17 protein-coding genes are annotated in these 20,135 nt (G+C 42.8%); 6 read left to right on the forward strand and 11 right to left on the reverse strand.

Translation table 11 applies throughout. The features are described 5' to 3' along the window. Nucleotides 1–29: 29 nt before the first annotated feature. The 7 genes from ruvB to NST58_RS25910 form a co-directional block, all read right to left on the reverse strand. A complete protein-coding gene (gene ruvB, locus NST58_RS25880; RefSeq protein ID WP_036677672.1) occupies nt 30–1,037 on the reverse strand; it encodes a Holliday junction branch migration DNA helicase RuvB in 1,008 nt (335 codons plus the stop codon). A 36-nt stretch (nt 1,038–1,073) separates the two neighbouring features. Beyond that, nucleotides 1,074–1,691, reverse strand: coding sequence for a Holliday junction branch migration protein RuvA (gene ruvA / locus NST58_RS25885; RefSeq protein ID WP_036677675.1), 618 nt, complete (start codon nt 1,689–1,691; stop codon nt 1,074–1,076). Then, entirely contained in the window at nt 1,688–2,191 is a 504-nt protein-coding gene (gene ruvC, locus NST58_RS25890; protein WP_036677679.1) for a crossover junction endodeoxyribonuclease RuvC, read from the reverse strand. Before ruvC ends, ruvA begins: the two co-directional genes overlap by 4 nt. A gap of 245 nt (nt 2,192–2,436) precedes the next feature. Next, the gene (locus NST58_RS25895; RefSeq protein ID WP_076130403.1) at nt 2,437–3,162 is read right to left on the reverse strand and encodes a BofC C-terminal domain-containing protein; all 726 of its coding nucleotides are present in this window, start codon (nt 3,160–3,162) and stop codon (nt 2,437–2,439) included. Between the two features lie 686 nt (nt 3,163–3,848). After that, nucleotides 3,849–5,975 carry a CocE/NonD family hydrolase gene (locus NST58_RS25900; protein ID WP_339244570.1) on the reverse strand — a complete coding sequence of 709 codons (2,127 nt, stop codon included), beginning with the start codon at nt 5,973–5,975 and terminating at the stop codon, nt 3,849–3,851. 11 nt (nt 5,976–5,986) lie between these two features. Beyond that, complete coding sequence (locus NST58_RS25905; protein WP_280753799.1) at nt 5,987–7,147, reverse strand: membrane dipeptidase; 1,161 nt, start codon at nt 7,145–7,147, stop codon at nt 5,987–5,989. Between the two features lie 14 nt (nt 7,148–7,161). Beyond that, the gene (locus tag NST58_RS25910) at nt 7,162–8,136 is read right to left on the reverse strand and encodes an ornithine cyclodeaminase family protein (RefSeq protein ID WP_076185517.1); all 975 of its coding nucleotides are present in this window, start codon (nt 8,134–8,136) and stop codon (nt 7,162–7,164) included. Nucleotides 8,137–8,318: 182 nt separating this feature from the next. Between NST58_RS25910 and NST58_RS25915 the strand changes: the two genes are divergently transcribed. The 3 genes from NST58_RS25915 to NST58_RS25925 all read left to right on the forward strand — a co-directional run bounded on the left by NST58_RS25915 (nt 8,319) and on the right by NST58_RS25925 (nt 12,047). Beyond that, nucleotides 8,319–9,254 (forward strand): aldo/keto reductase, encoded by a 936-nt coding sequence (locus tag NST58_RS25915; protein WP_076185518.1) that lies wholly within the window; start codon nt 8,319–8,321, stop codon nt 9,252–9,254. Between the two features lie 519 nt (nt 9,255–9,773). Then, nucleotides 9,774–10,964 (forward strand): enoyl-ACP reductase FabV, encoded by a 1,191-nt coding sequence (gene fabV / locus NST58_RS25920; protein WP_036687496.1) that lies wholly within the window; start codon nt 9,774–9,776, stop codon nt 10,962–10,964. 162 nt (nt 10,965–11,126) lie between these two features. Then, a complete protein-coding gene (locus NST58_RS25925; protein WP_339244575.1) occupies nt 11,127–12,047 on the forward strand; it encodes an aldo/keto reductase in 921 nt (306 codons plus the stop codon). 210 nt (nt 12,048–12,257) lie between these two features. On the opposite strand, the gene NST58_RS25930 is transcribed toward NST58_RS25925, so the two are convergent. After that, a complete protein-coding gene (locus NST58_RS25930) occupies nt 12,258–13,040 on the reverse strand; it encodes a hypothetical protein (RefSeq protein WP_076193197.1) in 783 nt (260 codons plus the stop codon). After that, a complete protein-coding gene (locus tag NST58_RS25935) occupies nt 13,037–13,978 on the reverse strand; it encodes an ABC transporter ATP-binding protein (RefSeq protein ID WP_339244579.1) in 942 nt (313 codons plus the stop codon). The genes NST58_RS25930 and NST58_RS25935 overlap by 4 nt, the downstream gene beginning before the upstream one ends. A 156-nt stretch (nt 13,979–14,134) precedes the next feature. Between NST58_RS25935 and NST58_RS25940 the strand changes: the two genes are divergently transcribed. The 3 genes from NST58_RS25940 to NST58_RS25950 all read left to right on the forward strand — a co-directional run bounded on the left by NST58_RS25940 (nt 14,135) and on the right by NST58_RS25950 (nt 17,347). Beyond that, nucleotides 14,135–14,872, forward strand: coding sequence for a LytTR family DNA-binding domain-containing protein (locus tag NST58_RS25940; protein WP_339244581.1), 738 nt, complete (start codon nt 14,135–14,137; stop codon nt 14,870–14,872). Then, a complete protein-coding gene (locus tag NST58_RS25945) occupies nt 14,865–16,154 on the forward strand; it encodes a GHKL domain-containing protein (RefSeq protein WP_339244582.1) in 1,290 nt (429 codons plus the stop codon). Before NST58_RS25940 ends, NST58_RS25945 begins: the two co-directional genes overlap by 8 nt. 563 nt (nt 16,155–16,717) lie before the next feature. After that, on the forward strand, nt 16,718–17,347 hold the full coding sequence (locus tag NST58_RS25950; RefSeq protein ID WP_339244585.1) for a glycoside hydrolase domain-containing protein: 630 nt from the start codon (nt 16,718–16,720) through the stop codon (nt 17,345–17,347). A 364-nt stretch (nt 17,348–17,711) separates the two neighbouring features. Here the strand turns inward: NST58_RS25950 and NST58_RS25955 are convergent, their stop codons facing one another. Both NST58_RS25955 and NST58_RS25960 read right to left on the reverse strand, forming a co-directional pair. Beyond that, on the reverse strand, nt 17,712–19,529 hold the full coding sequence (locus NST58_RS25955; protein WP_339244588.1) for a M56 family metallopeptidase: 1,818 nt from the start codon (nt 19,527–19,529) through the stop codon (nt 17,712–17,714). A 2-nt stretch (nt 19,530–19,531) separates the two neighbouring features. Beyond that, nucleotides 19,532–19,921 carry a BlaI/MecI/CopY family transcriptional regulator gene (locus tag NST58_RS25960; RefSeq protein ID WP_036687483.1) on the reverse strand — a complete coding sequence of 130 codons (390 nt, stop codon included), beginning with the start codon at nt 19,919–19,921 and terminating at the stop codon, nt 19,532–19,534. Nucleotides 19,922–20,135 lie beyond the last annotated feature (214 nt).

Raw genomic sequence — 20,135 nt, forward strand, 5'->3', positions numbered from 1 at the left:
GCATCCTCCTTTATAATTGTAGTGACGAACTAGTGCTGCTCCGGAGGGAGCGGAAGCCCTAAATGATGATAAGCGGCCGGGGTTACAATTCTTCCACGCGGACTCCGCTGCAAGAAACCTATCTGCAGCAGGTACGGCTCATATACGTCCTCAATCGTCTGACTTTCCTCACCAATCGTAGCTGCAATCGTATCCAGTCCTACAGGACCGCCGCGAAAGCTTGAAATCATAGCACTTAACATCTTGTGGTCAATACTGTCCAGCCCACGTGGGTCCACCTGAAGCATCTTCAATGCTTCCCCAGAAATTTCAGGAGTTATAATTCCATCTCCGCGCACTTGAGCAAAATCACGGACCCGCTTCAATAAGCGGTTAGCAATCCGCGGCGTGCCCCGCGAACGAAGCGCGATCTCTTCTGCTGCATCGCCAACAATCTCAATGCCTAAAAGATCCGCATTTCGAGAAACAATGTAACTCAGCTCATCTATGTTATAGAATTCCAGGCGACTGACCACTCCGAAACGATCACGCAGTGGCGCAGACAGTAGTCCTGCCCGGGTTGTGGCACCTATCAGTGTGAACGGCGGCAAATCCAATCGTACCGAACGGGCACTTGGCCCTTTGCCGATCATGATATCCAGCGCGAAATCCTCCATCGCAGGATACATAACCTCCTCGACCGTGCGGTGCAAACGGTGAATCTCATCGATGAAAAGCACGTCGCCTTCCTGCAGATTCGTCAGCAGAGCGGCAAGATCGCCTGGACGCTCTATCGCAGGGCCGGAAGTTGTTCGCAGGTTCACACCCAGCTCATTGGCGATAATATTAGCGAGCGTTGTTTTGCCCAGACCCGGAGGTCCGTACAGCAGTACATGATCCAGCGCTTCGCTTCTCATTTTGGCCGCTTCTATATATACCTTCAGGTTTTCTTTCACCTGAGTCTGGCCGATATATTCTCCCAGATAACGAGGACGCAAGCTTAGTTCTACCGCCTGCTCATCCATCATCAAATTCGCGGATATAATCCGGTCATCCATTTCCTATCGCTCCCTTTCTTTAGGATGTGTACGGCTTTACTTAGCTATATATAGCAGCCCTAGTGCTTTCTTCATCAGCACATCTACAGTGCCTGTCTCTGCTCCCTCTTTCTTCAACGCGAGCCACACGCGGTCCAATTCGCTTTCGGTATAACCCAGCCCCTTAAGCGCATCCCGCGCCTCTTGCCAGGCCAATCCATCCGTTGCTTCTTCCGTTGGCACTGCAAACAATCCCGTTTGCATTGAAGCCATACTGAGTCCGTCCAGCTTGTCCTTCAAATCAAGGATCATACGCTGTGCCGTCTTTTTGCCAATGCCCGGTAATTTCGTTAAGAACGTTATATTCTCTTGATAAATCGCTGAAATCAACTGATCCGGTGTTCCACCTGTCAGGATTCCAAGCGCAACCCTAGGACCGATGCCAGATACCTCTATCAGCTTGCGGAACAATTTTTGTTCCTCACGAGTCGGGAACCCAAATAATAGCGTAGCGTCCTCACGTGTTTGGTAATGAATATAGATCGTTACAGGTCCTTCTACTTTAGCAAAAGCATAAGGATTCGGGCAGAATACCCGGTAACCTACTCCCTGCACATCCAGCACCACATATTCCGACTCCAAATGAACGACGGGTCCTCTTAAGAAATCTATCATTTTCGCAATACCTCATTTAATTTAGAATTAAGACTGCTCGAATGGGCATGGCATACGGCTACCGCCAGCGCATCCGCCACATCATCGGGTTTCGGAATCGCCGATAGCTTCAGCAGCAGCTTCACCATTTCCTGGACCTGCCGTTTCTCAGCCTTACCATAACCCACAACAGCCTGCTTTACCATCATAGGTGTATATTCCGAGACGGGGAGACCCCGCTGTACTGCAGCTAATATAGTCACACCGCGGGCCTGCGCCACTGGCAATGCTGTAGTAACGTTGCGAGCGAAAAACAGCTTTTCTATCGCCACAGCATCGGGTTTATATTTATCAATGAGCTGACCCATGCCTTCATAGACATGCAGCAGTCGTTCTTCTTCAGGCGTATGAGCCTCAGTCTGAATACAACCATATTGGACGGGGGTCAGTTTATGTCCTTCCTTATCCACAAAGCCAAAGCCGACGATCGCCAGCCCCGGATCAATTCCCAAAATACGCAAACACGATCTCTCCTCTATAACAGGCAGATTATTCCACCGTTTTCATCCATTCCTCCGCCATGAAGCGAACATATGTATTCCTTCTAACCATTATAGCAAAAATCCCCCTTGCGGGAGAAAAAAAGTTTACTGTTTGCAGCGAAATGGCAACTTTAGGCCTACAGTTAAGACTCTTCCCCGTTTCATTTCACACAAAAAAGCTGCCCTCAGCCATTAATAATGACTTTAGGACAGCTTTATCAAAGCTATTGCTTGTTCTGCATGACATGCTCAGCAGCTTCGCGGGCATAATCACTGAAGGTAGACAGCACACTGTTGTACTCTTCAATATCCTGAACACGAATCCCCTCATGAAGCTCTTTCCAAATATTTTCCGGCAATGAGGATTTCAGGGAACCCATATCCATTTGAAAAAAAGTCTTCAGTACCTTCTCCTGAACTGGCGGACCTTTAAACAAGGTCAAATTCCCAAACGCATCTACACCAATGTAAGCTTCATTTTTTATCATTGTCGATAAATCATTCACTTTTTGTTCCAGCCACAAATCCCCTTCTGAACTAATCCAACCGCTCCATTCAGGGTGTTCATTGATTATAGTCTTCAGCTGAAGCGGGTTCTTTACGCCCGGCAACGTCTGAATCTCTTCTCCGGACACATAGGTTGTTTTTAAATGAACGGTTCTGCTGAGCCCACTTTGGGTGATGGTTTGCAGCAGTTGTTCATTATTTAAAGTGCCCTTCTCTTTTGCCTCATCACTGTCCTCGCCTACTTTAAAGACAGCTGCGGCCAGCTCACTATCGGCACTATCCGCCCAGCTAGAATTCGTCAGCAGTCCACTGATTTCCTCAGGTACCTGCATACTGCGCCAAGCCAGTACAGTAAAAGCTATACAAGCAGCTCCTACCCAAAGCGCCTTTTTCCAACGTCTCCATCGCCGCCAAAGTTGTTTTTTTAAGCGAAACGCGTTCACGTTAATCCCTTCATTCTGGTTTTTCCCTATTGTGACCTAAGAAGGGAGCATTTATGCGCTTTTCTGTGAATAATCGACATTTCTCCAAAAATACAAGGTTGACCTTGCAGTATAGTTCAAGATTTATGGTATAACCAATAGACTATTAGTTCTTAGTGTGCTATGCCATTGGATTGGGCGATGGCGTTTGGGATGGTGGCGATGTAGGCGTTCTGCGTTTGCGTGCTGGGGAATGCGTTCTGGTGCTGGGAGTATGTGTTCTGCGTTTGCGCGTTGTGCGGAGTGGATCTAAAACTAATTAGGGAAAAACTCCCTGAAAGTAGGAGAAATTTGCTCTAAATGAACGAAACCAGGGAATTCCTCCCTAATAAATAGGCTGTTTTCCTTATTTCCGGGGAATCAGACATAAAATTAGGGAGTTTTTCCTCAATTATATGCCTGACGACCAGAATCCTAAGAATTTCAGGGAGAAATTCCCTAATCGCTCTATTATAGTTTTACTTTTCGCTTCAATTGAAGCATAAGCTCATTCTTCACTTTTTGTTTCACCTAGGCCTCACTCGGTGTTCACTCAGTACTCTCTCGGTACGTCACTTGAAGCATCATTTGTCATCAAATGCTGCTTCAGCTTCAAGTGTTAATTCCCTTTACCTTTGTTCAGCCCTTTCTTCGTATTAAAGTCACATTTAAGCGTTAGGAACCACCGGCAGCTTCACATGGCTCGGATACTCACGATTATGGTAAACAGTCTGCAGCACAGTAATCGCTTCTGAATCTTCATACGGATTACTGCCTGTATTTGTATTAGGGAAAGCAACGAATTTACTGGACGAAGTAATCGAGAACCGAATTCGGTGTCCCACAGCAAATCTATGGGCAATATTCGGCATGAAAATATCATATTTCTCCACCTGCCCGGGAATCAGCAGCTCAGGCGCTTCCAATCCATGACGGTATTTAGCTCTGACAATATAATTGGATAACCGGATAGAGTCCCCTTGTTCATTCACGTCACTAAGCGTAACAACCCAATCCGTATCTTTGCCAGTGCTGGCAGCATAGATAACCGCAGACAATTCTCCGGCCACAGTCAGCTCATCCGTCAGAATATCACTAGTGTAGACAAGGATATCATTGCGCAGCTCGTATTTTCGCAAATTCTCAGGCTCTCGTTCACCGCTATCATTCATAGGATCATGAGGATTATAGATATAAGTATCTTCAGGAGAATGTTCCTCAGGCGCTGCAAGCAGTTGCCCATCCCCTTGTCCTGAATTCGCTCGCCCGCCGCTGGAAAGGTAGAAGGAAGAAGTGGTGGCTTCAGCAGGTGTCCAATCCGCGGACGTTCTCCACTGATTTTCACCAACAACATAATAAGAGGCTCTAGGCTCCTGATCTATTCCATTTGGAATGCCTTTGAGGAAGCGGTCGAACCAGCGCAGCACAGAAACATCGTAATCATAGACTACGGCATCATTGCCGAAGCTCACGCCTTCGTAGTCTCTAGCTCTGTTCGGCCCGTGCTCCCAAGCGCCCAGACGGATTTTTCGATTTGGCACATCATGTTCTGTTAGCATTCTCCATGTTTCCGATACGCCGGCGCTGTCGCCGTCATACCAACCTGAGATAACATACATAGGCACCTGCACCTGATCACCGCGCTCGGTAAAAGTACAGTTTTTCCAGAAATCATCATACTCCGGATGCTGGTTCCACAGATCCCATGGACCTGATGTTTTGCCAATCATTTGCTGAGGGATCTCTTTAATCGGTCTTGCATCAACGGCTGCTTCCGGATTCACCGTAATGCCTCCAAAGATATCAAAATCCGTCCGAGCACCCACAGATTGAGCAAGAGTCCAAGAGAGCAATGGCCAAGAACAAAGGGTTCCCCCTTTGCGAACAGTATCAACAAATGGAGAGCCCACGTTCACTTCATCCACAACCGCCTTCAGATTCGGGTGCCCACTGGTGGCCGCCGCCACAACAACAAAACCTAGATAGGATGCGCCCCACATGCCGACGTTGCCATCCGACCATTCCTGAGCAATAATCCAGTCAATCGTATCATAACCGTCATCCCGTTCATTATAAAAAGGAATCAGTTCGCCTTCCGAATCTGCCCGACCTCTAACATCCTGCGATACTACTGCATAACCTTTATTGGCCCATCTCATAAAAATCTCTTTTTTTCCGTTGCGGTCATAACATGTTCTTACGAGAATTGTCGGCAGCTTAGTTCCCGGCTTAATGCCCTCTGGTAAAAAAACATCTGTCGCCAACTTCACCCCATCGCGCATCGGAATCAGATCAGTACCCAAATCGTTCACACCATATTCTGCCTTGGATAGAAGAGGATCGTCGTAGACCACTAACGGAGTCAGCTTCTCATAACCTGCTTTAACCATAAGCTCAATACCATACCGATTCGGCGTTAAAAAAGCGATAATTTCCCCGTCCAAAGTCACAATGTCCAGAGCCGTCTCTTTGCGCAGCGCCCATACTTGTGAGGTCAGTTCGTGGCCTTCAATCTGCGCCTGATACTGGATATGCTTTTGATAGATATCGCCATTACTCAGCACTACCTCGTCTTCTGCCCATTCTGCATTAGCATAAGCATCCAAATGTTTATGGATTTTTTGAAGCGGGAGTACGGTCTTGAACTGTCCATCCAGCACATTGTCCTGCATTTGCGTTCTTCTGCGCGGATCGACCTTAGCTAGCATGATCTGTTGCTCTGTAAAATGAATTTTGCCTGTATAAACACCAGAAAAGTAGACGTTAAATGTAGATGTGTGTAAGTAGGTTGTCATCTGTTTATCCCCTATCCGCAAATTTCTTCAAATACGCGCAGCCAGTTGCCGCCCATGATCTTAGCAATATCTGCATCCGCATAACCGCGGGCAACCAAACCTCTAGTAAAGTTAATAAAATAACTATATTTCTCAAGTCCAGCAACGGTTTCTGTAGAAGGTCCGTCTCCTTTGGCGAATCCAAGCTTGGGTGCGATATGTTCTTTAAAATAAACCAATGACCAGAGCACATCGCTCATCGGCCAATCCGTTCCAATTCCGACATGATCCACGCCTACAAGCCGGATTACATATTCGATATGATCCAGCACATGGTCAATAGTTGTATGTTTAGGATCTTCATGAACAAACCAAGGCATAGCAAAAATACCAATAACTCCACCCGTCTTGGCTATCGCGATAATCTCCTCATCACTTTTACAGCGCATATGCGGATAGATCGCCTCTACACCCGTATGTGAAGCAATAACCGGAGTTGTGGAATAAGCGCAGGCATCTAACGTAGTCTGTTTCCCGCAATGTCCCGTATCTACAATGATCCCCAGCTTGTTCAAGCGTGCAATGAATCTTTTCCCAAAATTAGTGACCCCGGCGTTCGATTGTTCTGCGCAGCCCGCCCCAATCTGGTTCTGATTGTTGTAGGTCAATTGTATAATTCTTAATCCGAAGTTATAAAGTACATCTAATTGATCGAGATTCGTGCCCAGACCATCCGTTTCTTGTGCTGTGATAATGCCCGCTTTATAACCATTACGCTTGGCAGCACGTATGTCTTCGGCAGTTAAGGCTTTGATTAACCAATCTGCAGAATCAAATTGCAGCTGTACCTCTGCCATGCTTGTAATGATGCTGTCTAAGGATTCTAAATGAAGTTCGCGGTTCCCTGCTGTAATTCCGGACTTGTACCACTCTTCCTTATACTCAGGGATCTCTCCGCTCGCAGATAGCTTTGTGATGATTTTTGCAGGCATACTGCTGTATACCATTGGCTCATCTTTATAAGGCTCACATAATTCTTTGATTCTGTCAGAGATAGAGTCTGGAATCGCGCTTGGAGATAAGGGACCTTGAAACAGCAGATCGATAATAATGTTCTGCTCATGCAAGCGTTGAGCCCGCTCCTCCTCTTGCTCCGTCAACTTGAAATCATACAGACCTTCATAAGTGCTCATTGTGTAGTCGCTCCTTAGAATGCAATTTCAGTGCCTTTATGTAATCTAACAGCTTCATTATATATAAAATTAGCTGCTGCTAAATCCTCTATGGCCAGCCCTAATCCTTTAAAAAGAGTAATGTCAGCTGCCGACCTTCTGCCCTCGATAGTGCCACTGATCAGCTCACCAATCTCCCCGACAATATGATCTGCTGTGATTTTGCCTTCGTTCAGCGGGATTAAATAATCCCCAGATTCATTCTGAGCGGATTCCAGCCGATCTACATATAACTTAGCTAATTGGACGGTCTCCGAATCCAGCTCACGATCATTGGGTCTACATGCGCCGACTGCATTGATATGTACACCCGGTTTCAGCCATTCTCCCTTGAGCACAGGTTCGGTGGATGCCGTCACGGTACAAATGATATCCGCTGCGCTGACTGCCGCTTGAACTGTCTCCGCAACAATGATCTGCACATCATATTTTTGGCTCATCTCCATTTGGAAATCCTGTGCCTTTGCGAGTGTCCTGCTCCATACTTTTACCTCGCGGATGGGTCGAACCCGCAACATCGCTTCCAGATGACTTTTTGCTTGTTCCCCAGTTCCAAGAAGAGCAAGGATTTCAGCATCCTCTCTGGCCAGATATCGGGTTGCTGCTGCACTGACTGCCGCCGTACGAATGGCTGTAATCTTTTGTCCATCCACTATAGCTTTCAGAACACCCGTAGATGAATCGAATAGGGTAACAAGACCTTGATGAGAAGGCAGGCCTGAACCATGATTGCTGGGAAATACACTGATGATTTTGGCACCAGCTACCTCTTCATGCTGCAAATAACCCGGCATTAAACCGAGCAGATTGCTCTTTTGTAAAGGAAGCACTTGTCTTAAGCTTTGTACGGCTTGTCCAGCGGACAGAGCCTTCAAAACAGATTCCATAACGGAGATGCAAGATTCCATAGCTAACAGTTCGGCCACTTCATTTTGATTAATGACTAGCATAAGACGGACCTCCTTCTCCTCATCATGATTGCACGAACGCAAATATAAAATTTTCTTACTATCATAACTTATCCGGTTTAAATATTCATGTATAAAGCTGGAAGGCAAAATTTGTCCTGACCCGAGTTATTCTCTATACTTAATATAGTACGTATTATATTTTAAGGAGCTGACTATTGATTATGGCTAATAAAATAACTTTAGGAAAAACCAATCTGCAGGTTCTCCCGCTGGGTCTGGGTGCCAATGCTGTTGGCGGGCATAATTTATTTCCGGGTTTAAATGATGAAACCGGCAGAAATATTGTGCGCAGCGCTCTGGATCATGGGATTAATTTTATTGATTCCGCCTTTATTTATGGACCAGGAAGATCCGAGGAACTGATTGGCGAAGTGCTGAAGGAAAGAGGCGGCCGCGACAATGTGGTCATTGCTACTAAAGGCGCTCACGTGATTACCGGTGACAAGATTACACTCGACAACTCTCCAGCTTTTCTAAGACAGTCTGTAGAAGACAGCTTGAAACGCCTCCAGACCGATTATATTGATCTTTACTATATTCATTTCCCTGATGAAAGCACACCTAAGGACGAAGCTGTAGGTGAACTTAAGAAGCTGAAGGATGAAGGGAAGATTAGAGCCATCGGGGTGTCTAACTTCTCCATTGATCAGCTGAAAGAAGCCAACAAAGACGGTCATGTGGATGTTCTTCAATCCCACTACAATCTGCTGCATCGTGATGCGGAACAAGATTTGCTGCCTTATACGCAGGAGCATGGCATTTCTTTCGTGCCCTATTTCCCACTTGCGTCGGGTCTGCTGGGCGGCAAATATAAGCAAGGCGATACATTCAGCGACATTAGAAAAAATGACCCGCTATTTCAAGGGGAGACCTTTGCCAAGAATCTGGAGAAGGTGGACAAGGTTCGTCAGATTGCCAATGCCAAAGGTGTCGAAGTCGCACATGTCGTACTTGCCTGGTATTTGACCGTACCTTCCATAGATGCGCTTATTCCGGGCGCCAAACGTCCTGAGCAGATCGTTTCCAACTTAGAGACGCTGAAGGTGCAGCTGACACCAGAAGAGATCAAAACTATAGATTCCATATTTAAGGCGTAATCTAGCCTCATTAGATTAAGGGGTTGTCCCATGGCCACGAAATGGCTGCTGGGGCAGCCCCTTTTCTGCTTGGGTTCATCGGATGATTCGGGTTAGATAGTTCGATTGCCACGATTCGTAAGTTTCGTCATTCGTTCGTTTTATTTCCTTCGTACGTTCGATCGACCTATCACAGCTCCCCGCACAATGCCCTATCGGACACAGTTGACCCGTAACGCAGCATTATTGCACATTTGGAATTCCAACGGACCTCATAGCCGCTATTGGCACAAAATACACCTAATATGAACCTTTTTCTAAGCAATAACGTCTCTGGGGTCCGAAACCCTGCTGAAAAGGCGATAAATTTGCATATAACGTCATCTGGGTCCGTAAGCGGCAGCGGATGGCAGTCGATCGTAGTGGAGAGCAGTCATTCTTCTCCAATATCCTAAATTCTTTGTATTAGTAAATATTGTTTGCTATACTTTCTCTGAAGTAACATTGGACTTTAATTTTTATAAAAAGGGGAATTCCTTGATGATTATTCAACCTAAAACTCGCGGATTTATATGTACAACAGCCCATCCAGAGGGATGCGCCAAACAAATACAACAACAAATTGAATATGTAAAAGCACAAAAGAAAATTGAGGGACCTGCTAATGTACTAGTCATTGGCGCTTCTACCGGATACGGACTAGCTTCCAGAATTTCAGCCGCTTTCGGTGCTGGCGCCAACACTATTGGTGTTTTCTTTGATAAAGCTGCTGAAGGTCAACGTACAGCTTCTGCTGGCTGGTACAACTCCGCAGCTTTTGAACAACAAGCAGCGCAGCTTGGACTTAAATCTCACAGCATAGTTGGCGATGCCTTCTCCGATGCTATCAAAGAGAAGACCATTGAATTGATTAAAGCTGAATATGGCACAGTTGATTTAGTTGTCTATAGTGTCGCTTCACCACGCCGCACTCATCCGGTAACAGGAGAAACCTTCTCCTCCGTCATTAAACCGGTGGGAACCGCTTATTCGAACAAAACCTTGAACTTCCACACAGGTGAAGTTTCCATGACCACTATTGAGCCTGCTTCAGAAGAGGAAGTACGTCAGACCATCGCAGTTATGGGCGGCGAAGATTGGAGAATGTGGATCGATCAGCTTCAAGCAGCTGGCGTGCTTGCCGATGGAGCTACAACCGTTGCTTACTCCTATATCGGGCCTGAAATCACTCACCCTATCTATCGCGACGGAACGATTGGTCAAGCCAAACATGATCTGGAACAAACAGCGATCCAACTGAATGATCGCCTGTCCACTCAAGGTGGACGTGCTTTTGTTTCCGTGAACAAAGCTCTGGTAACCCAATCCAGCTCCGCGATTCCTGTAGTCCCTCTTTATATCTCTGCATTGTATGAAGTAATGAAGGAAAAAGGGCTGCACGAGAACTGTATTGAACAAATGTACCGTTTATTCTCTGAGCATCTTTACAGTGGGGGCGAAGCTACTGCTGACGGAGGCTGCTTGATCCGAATTGATGACTGGGAAATGCGTGAGGATGTTCAGACTGAGGTTATGAAACGTTGGGACGAGCTGACAACCGACAATGCAGGTGAGCTTGCTGATCTTGAAGGCTACCGCCAAGATTTCTTTAACCTGTTTGGTTTTAGAACAGAGGGTGTAGACTACGAAGCTGATATTGATCCTAATGTCGACATTCCAAATATGTATTAATAACTGATCTATAGACAAATGAGGTTATCTCTGAAGTAGTGAATTCTACTGATGAGATAACCTCTTTCTCTTTTAGATAGACATTGGCTTACCTCCCCTCTTTATGATATGGTTTGATTGAATACTGCATGTTCTACTAACATTCGAAGGAGTGAGTCACTTTTGGTTAAAAAAATTAGTGTAGCAAACGGCGCACTTGAGGTGTCACAAATTTCGCTTGGCTGTATGCGGATTGCTGATTTATCTGCAAAAGAAGCAGATACACATGTACATAGCTCCCTCGAGCTTGGAATAGACTTTTTTGACCACGCCGACATCTACGCAGCTGGCAAAGCCGAGGAAGTATTCGCAGGTGTACTGGAGAACAATCCGGGTATGCGTGATAAAATGATGATCCAAACCAAATGCGGAATCCGCAACGGTTTTTTTGATTTCTCCAAGGAACATATCCTGCAATCCGTGGAAGGCAGCCTTAAGCGCCTGAAAACAGACTATATCGACGTCCTACTGCTTCACCGTCCTGACACGCTATTTGAGCCAGAAGAAGTCGCTGAGGCTTTTGATATTCTGGAAAGCAAAGGTATGGTCAAACACTTTGGTGTCAGCAATCAGAACCCGTTGCAAATCGAGCTGCTTAAGAAAAATGTTAAGCAACCGCTGCTGTTCAACCAGCTGCAATTGAGCATTATGGTCACTGGCATGATTGATACAGGTTTCAATGTGAATATGACTAACTCCGGTTCAGTTGTTCATGATGGCGGGATTTTGGAGTACAGTCGCCTGCATGACATGACCATTCAGCCTTGGTCGCCTTTCCAATATGGCTTCTTTGAAGGCGTATTCTTAGATAACGATAAGTTCCCTGAATTGAACGAGGTCATTAACCGCTTAGCAGCTGAAAAAGACGTAACCAATACAGCGATTGCCATCGCATGGATTCTCAGACATCCGGCAAATATGCAGCCTGTCGTTGGCACAACTAATACGCAGCGCTTGCGTGATATTGCCAAAGCTTCCAATATTACTCTTACTCGGCAAGAATGGTATGAAATCTACCGTGCTGCCGGCAATGTCCTTCCATAAACACCTAAAGCCACGAGGTACGTTATTAACGTACGCCGTGGCTTTTTTACCAGAGAGCGATTCAATCCTCACGTTCTAGTAAAACTAGATAGACAGCGTCAAGATATTCGTATACTCACAAAAAGAACACAAAAAATAATAACTACTACCGAAATACTTAAGATCATAGTTGTTCTTTTGTTATCCTTTTTCATAATACATCCTTCCTCTCTATAGATGCACATCTCTCTTTTCAAAAGAAATTAAAGCAACGCTCAAGCAAACTCCTATGATTACAACAGGGATTAGGATCATACGAACACCCTCGTTTAGGGTATATATTTCATGTGAATTTACAGCAGAGAATTTAAAAATTTGCGTCGTTAGCGTATTTTCAGAAACCATTCGCAGATATACATATGATGAGTCTTTAAGATAACCACTGAGCAGAAAATCGCCAAATACAAAAACAAACGTGGCAATAACAGCGGTAGCCGATTTTTTCATCAATACTCCTAACAACAGCACGACAGCGGAATAAGCTGCGAGATACAAAATATTGAATCCAATAGCCCCCATAGCAACGATAAACTTCCCCTCTAAGCTTTCATTTCCGATATGGGAACCCGTAACAAGCGCTGCCAGCATATACAATACATAAAAAAGACCAAAAAATTGAATTACCCACCATAATACAACTTTTAATTCGGTCAGATATTTTCCCAGTAAATATAATGACCTGCTCTGACCCGAAGCGATAATGGTTTGAACCGACCCATACTCAAATCCCTCGGTAGCAAAAAAACAAACGTAAATCGGGATGATAAAATACAGAAAAAAAGATAACTGAATGCTAGTGATTAAAGGCTCTAAAGGACTGTCTATATCAAATCCTACTTGTACCCCCATCCAAACCAGTAATAAGGCACTTCCAAACAGCAAAAGAAGACTTATCCCCTTGAACATGGGATCCTTGGTTACATAATAAGCTTCAGCCTTAAGAAAATTACTCATTCGTTACCTCCAGCAATTAGATCCATATAATAGTTCTCAAGATTTGGAGCCGACAGGTTAATCCCTTCAATATGGATGCCCCGCTGTAGAAAAAAAGACATCAGCTCTTCCAGATTTGTACTCTCTTTAGGAATTAAAATTTCTCCTGCTTCGGTGATCGTAATGGTTTCTAGTTGGAGTTCACTTTTCAAAATCTGAAGCGTCGCTGCGGGATCAGCCGTTCGAATACAGATCTTAGTTTCCGCCGTATGCAAGAGTTCCTCCGCAGAAGCTTCTTTGATTAACCTTCCTTTATGAATAAAACCGTATTGGGTCGCTAGTAGCTGCAACTCACTTAAAATATGACTGGAGATTAGTATAGTCACTCCTTGTTCTTTAGATAGCTTCTCCAGGATCTTTCGCACTTCTACAATGCCTGACGGATCAAGACCATTAATAGGCTCGTCCAATACCAGAAATTTGGGATCGTTAAGTAGAGCAATAGCCAGACCTAAACGTTGTTTCATCCCAAGGGAGTATTCTGAGGTTAGCTTAGAACCGGCATCTGCCAGAGAAACTGCCTGCAATACTTCCGCAATTCTGCTCTTATCCTTAATCCCAAACGCACGGCAATAAAACGTAAGATTTTGCTTCGCATTTAGATTAGGATAAAGCGCTGGCCTTTCAATTAGAAATCCAACCTTTCGCCTCGCCTCGTGAACAGCTTTTGTGTCCTTTTTTTCAAAAAGAGAGATTTCGCCATGTGTCGGATGTACCAATCCGCCTATTATTTTCATTAATGTAGTTTTACCTGCCCCATTTTCGCCAACAAACCCATAAATATCTCCTGCCCCAATCGTCATATAGACATCCTGAAGCGCAAAAGACTCTCCGTATTGTTTGCTTAAACCTCTGGCCTCAAAGATCGTTTGAGTCAAATCAAACACTCCTCTTTTCACTTTTCCACATCCTAACATGTTGTCATGGACACTACATTCAAACTGTAATAATCAAGTTAGTTAATGTAATTATTAAGAAGGATTTGTATAATGTGACTTATATGGTCGACAAATTCCCGGATATTTTGGACAATTCTTGTCGAAAGGAATGATAAAGTGATACGTATTGCTGTCTGTGATGATGACTTTCCCACTACTGAATTAATAGAGAGACTTATTCTGGAGACTCAAAGGAATTTCACAAGGAAAATAGAGGTGTCGATCTTTTATTCCGGAGAAAGCTTCACTAAGGCCATTCAAGAAGCCTGCGCGTTTGATATTATTTTTATGGACATTGAAATGGCGGATATGGATGGAATACAAGCTGGGTATGTACTGCGGGGAAATGATGAAAATGATCTAGTGCAGCTTATCTATGTCTCTAGTCATGATGAATATCATCTGCAACTCTTCGATGTTCAGCCCTCGGGATTTATCAAGAAACCTATCGATTCAGAGATATTTAAGCAAAAACTGATTTCTACGATTGAAAAAGTAATTCGCAAGCTCCAGCAAGGCAAAAAAAACTTCTTATCACTACAGCAAAAAGGAAAAGAAATTCTAATCCCCTATCGAAATATCATCTATCTGGAAAGCAACCGGCGGAGAATTATTCTTTATTCCTGCAACGATCAACTCGACTACTACAGTACACTAAACGAGGAAGAGCAGAAGCTTCCTGTGAGCGATTTTGTCCGAATCCATCAATCCTACATCGTTAACTTTTACTTTATTAAAGAAATCAGTAACCAGGGAGTAATTCTCCTTAATGGCGAAGCCTTACCCATTAGTGCAAAATACAGTGCCGATTTTAAGAAAAAATATCTGAAATTCAGGGGGAGTCTTGTTGGATAATATCTTTCTGGAGGAGTTATTCTATCTAGTAACGCTTCCACTTTTACCTATCATCATTCATTACTTCTACAGCCATTGTTTCGTTAGCCGACTTACCACCAAAGCCAATCTTGTTATCGTGTACTCTCTATATTTCCTCTGTATTGTCTTTCTGCACTATAGCTCACTGCCAGGCTCAATCCTACTCACACTCAATATTGGCCTGATTGCTCTCTTATCTTTTTTTTACAATGGAAATATCAAATGGCGGATCGTTGCCGCTCTTTTTCTGGTTGCGCTTATTACGCTTAGTGAGTTATCACTGCCCCTATTTTACTCGACAAAGGGATATATTCTGAACCAGTTTCTTTCCAAGCTGCTGATGTTTATATTAGCTTTTGTATCCGTGCGCGTAGCTAAAGCCTTTGGAAATGGCGGGTTATCTAAATGGTATTGGGTTCTATTATTTATTTGCCCTTCTATAAGCACACTAGGGATCTACAGCTTCGCTTCCAGCCTTTATATGCAGTCCTTCCCTACCCTTGTTCCAATCCTATCCACAGGACTACTCATCATAAATTTATTGATATTTATCTTATGTGACCGTATGTTAGTTATCCAATCTGCGCTGAACCAAAGTTATTTACTTGAGCAACAAAATGCTTACTATGTAAATCAATATCTTTTGACAAAAGAAGTACAGGAAGAATCTTTTAAGTTCCAGCATGATATTAAAAATATTCTCATAGGTTTACGCGCAAAGGTACAATCCGGTGAAGCTGCCAATCTAAATGAGTTGGACAACTTACTGGGGCAAATAGACAATCCAATAGGCGTCAGCAATAGCGGGAATACGATTATTGATTCCATTATCAACTACAAGCAGCAGGTCGCTGAGAAGCATCAGATCCCCTTCAAGTTAGACTTGAACATCCCTGCACAGCTGACGCTCGACACCACAGTTATCAGTGTGATTTTAGGAAATGCACTGGACAATGCCATTGAAGCTTGTTGCGATAAAAGAAATGAAGAGTGCTATATCACCATACATATGCATTATCTTAATGAAAGCTTGTTCATCCGGATTCAGAATCCTTATGTGAATGAAATTCATACGAATCGTTTTGGCGACATCTGCTCCACAAAAACTAATAAATCCGGTCATGGTATAGGCTTAAAAAGTATCCAGAAGGTCGTTGAGGATAGTAATGGTTTAGTAGATATTTCATATAACAATAATCTATTTCAAGTCGAAATTGTTCTTTTTATGGTCCCCTGTAAAAAAAGGAACAGCCTATCGTAAGTACAATAGGGTGTTCTTTTTTAGTTAACAGTGAGATAAATCGAACCTCCACAGTTTTCCTCTCGATTTTGAGTAAACATATTATTGTGAGGATACCGAAATATAAGTCTAAGAATAGAAATCTAAAAAGCCAAAAAAATTCTTGTACAATGAAGCTTTTTCGCGGCTTTTTCCGCATTCACAAAAAGTCATAAGGATACAAAACTCCCACAGTTGGACATTAGAAAGAGAACGAAATGCACTACGAGAAAACCAACTCTCCCCTAACAAACTTAAGCGAAATTTAATAAAAATCTCAATAAAAATGCAGATCTGTTCTTCTTTTTCTAGATTAGATTTATAAATATGCTAGTTACTCCTCAAACAATGAATCTAGCACGGTTGAACCTCATATCCAACTAACTAAAGTCAATTGCCTCTTTTATATCTACTAAATTATTCCCCCAAGAACTTGTGAACTATTTCTCATATACTATTTTAGGTTGGCGCCAATCTTTCTCATAGAGGTCTTATGAATGCAGTTTAAAGAAATCTATCTAATAATTTGAAAGAAGGAAACCACATTGGCACTGGGTTGTGATACTGCAACAAACGTTACTTCAGCAAGATTGATGACACTTCAAAATAATAACTTTACATTTGTTGGACGATACCTGAACCGTGTAGAAGGTTCTCATGACGGGCTTACAGATGCTGAGATTACACGAATTTCTAATGCTGGGCTGTTCATAGTATCCCTTTATGAAAACAAAGGTGGAACAACTGTCAGTTACTTTACGAATGCACAGGGTGTTAGTGATGCGAAAGATGCTGTAGAATTGGCAAATGACTTCGGACAAACGAATGCCACTCCGATTTATTTCGCCGTGGATCGCGATATGACCACTACTCAAATTACTGGAAATGTTGTGCCTTATTTCCAAGGGATAATGTCAGTTCTAAACAGCAGCACTCAAAATCCTAACGGTTATAAAGTGGGAATCTACGGTTCAAGAGCTGTTTGTGCCTACATCCGCGGCTCCTTCTCAGCTACGACACGTTATACTTTTATCGTCGATAATAGCTGGGCAGGGACTTTCAATGATTGGAACTTAACTCAATATAATTTTAACACCACGCTTGGCTCAGGCAACGGTCAGATTAAGATTGATTACGTAGAGTCATCTTCTCATGGAGGAGGGGGTTGGAAATAGTAACCTATTTTATTCAAATTGAGAAACAAATAGAAGGGATCCTTTAGCCTCCGAATTTTCTCACTGCTGCATGTACCGCTAGATACCTTATAATATCCTATAAGAAGTTGCATCTGTAACACAACATATTAATTCATTGGATTCATGTTATTTTTTAATCAATGAACGTTGCAAAATTGGATCCCTTACAATTCGCTAATACTCTTTTCGAATATTTCTCTCATAGGCTTCTATCCTTAGGCATACTTTAGGATAGAAGCCTTTTTGACTTTAGTTCGGGAATTAGTATTCATCGTATCTATTTTCCCATTATCTGAGATCCCATTGGACAATCAAAAAGCGGCCATTCCAATGGCCGCTTTTTTTAAGGATTTAGAAGCTTATCATAAGCTTCATCATAAACCCAAGTGATTCCTTCATCTTTACTGGTAAGATATATAGTTCCTGCCACACCGGTATCTTGATCAATTAACGAGATAGGGAACAGTCCTTCCTTTCTATTAAAGATAGGAGAAAGGGGATTTTTTTTATATTTATCAAACTTTTCTGGAAGCGATACAGCAAGCCTTTCCCAAGTTTGCCCCTGATCTTTGGTCCAATAAATTACAGGACCCTCATCCATATAATATCTGTACCCTAAAAACCCGATATCCGAACTAGAAAACCCCACGCCGGTCAAATGTTCCGAATATATATCATTTGGATTGCCTATCTCTTTCCACGTCTTACCTCCGTCAGAGGTTTGATATACGTAATTCAGCGCACTCCCAACTCCTTGTGAAGCACCACTGACCAGCCAACCATCATTTTTATTCGTGAAACCGATAAATTTTGTTTCATATCCCATTGCTCCAGGAATAGGATAGTCATTCCATGTCTGTCCCTTATCATTACTGATTAAAACATGCAGCGGCAATGATTTTCCATCTGCAAAACCATAAACAATAGCTGTTTTATCCTCGGATATAAAATAACCGGTGTTCTCTTGCCCCATTCCCAGAACCCCTCCGGTCGTATCCAATTTTAATGGCACATTTGCTTTAACATCTCCATTCCGATATGAAACAGAAACGTTCCCCTCTGCATCTATGGAGTACGAATTGCCAGCATCATTAACAACAACTTGCTCCCCATCAAAGCCAATGGAATAGATCGTGCCGGGTTTGATGAATTCGCTGCCTTTTATATTAGTGCACGCCGCCAACACGCTGATTACCCCGATCAAAAGCAGGACGGTATAAAATAGAGTGATGCCGTTTCGTTTTTTCTTCGTATTAAGAATAGATATAAATCGCTCTTTCATAGAAATTCCCCCTCCTGAAAAGTTAGTTGATAAAGCCAAAAAGCGGGGATCCGAATTCTGCATGACAGATAAGATAGCCTCACAATATTTTTTACGGTAAGATAAGCTTCGTGTACCCACTACCGTCTCATCACAGTAAATTTCAATTTCACGTCCTGCTTGGCGTACCATGAACCACACGAAAGGATTAAACCAATGAATTGCATGTACAATTAAGAGGAGTATCTTGTATATAATGTCATGTCTCTTATAATGAACTAACTCATGCTTGAAGATAAATTCAAGCTCTTCATCGTTATATTGATCATGCGGCAAGAAGAGAATCGGCTTGTAAAAACCAACTAACATTGGATTTGGAACCTTTTCACTAATTAAAACGGTGATGGATAATTTCATTTTCATTTCTTTATAAACTTGGTTTATTTTCAATACCATCTGGTCACTTAAAAGAGAATTACTCCAACGAAGAGACTGTTTTCTGAAAAAGTAGTAACTGGTAAAATGATAAAGCAAAAAAAGTACGAACCCGGAAAACCAGAGCCAAGTTAAGATGTCCATAAGAGATGGTATATGATTTAACGATGCGGCCTGCTGAACAGGATGAGAAATCCCTGACATATCAATTTGTATGCTGTTGGAAGGAATGTCTTGAAACACTGTACTTATCTTTGAGCTATCAGGAAGCGGAATCCGTACGACATTATTGGCAAACGAAATGTTAAATGGAAGTAGCAAGCGTATAGTCAAAATCATCCATATCCAATATTTCCATTTTGCCGAATAGTTTTTGCTTAACCATGGAGACAAGAACATTAAAATGAAAATCATTAGACTTGTCGTTACTGAAATTATTAAAAAATCCAAAAAAAGGCTGGTCATTATCAGGAATCCTCTCTTTCTACCCGGTCAAGCATTTCACGCAGTTCTGCAAGATCATTTTTATCGATAGCCTTGCCATTGTACAGCGACATCACCATATCTTGAATAGAATTACCGAATAGTTTTTCAAGAGTAGATTTCCCTTCACATTCCTTATAATCCGTTTCTGAGATGGCTGCACGATAACTATTGCTCCGTCCCTCCTTTTCACAATACAGAAATCCCTTATCAACGAGTCGCGAAAGTACCGTCATTAAAGTAGCCAAAGCCCAATTTCGTTTATTACGTAATTGATTCGATATGTAGGAAGAACTCACTGGATTCCCAGTTTTCCAAATGACAAGCATAATTTCTAACTCTGCATCAGGTAGCTTCTTAATTTCATTAATCATGAATCAACCTCCATATTATACAGTTGTATAACTGCTTCTATTATACAACTGTATAAATAAAATGCAAGTCATCTTTTCTTTTGTTTCTATAAATTAGAGACGTTGAAAAGTAGGAAAAGGTTTGCACTTTATAGTATCAATGCTAAATCATCGAATGCGAAGCTAACGGTATACACTAGAACTTTGGAAATAGGGTAATTCAGAAGTAGTAGTA

The sequence above is a fragment of the Paenibacillus sp. FSL R10-2796 genome (assembly GCF_037965315.1).
Lineage (GTDB): Bacteria > Bacillota > Bacilli > Paenibacillales > Paenibacillaceae > Paenibacillus_AQ > Paenibacillus_AQ odorifer.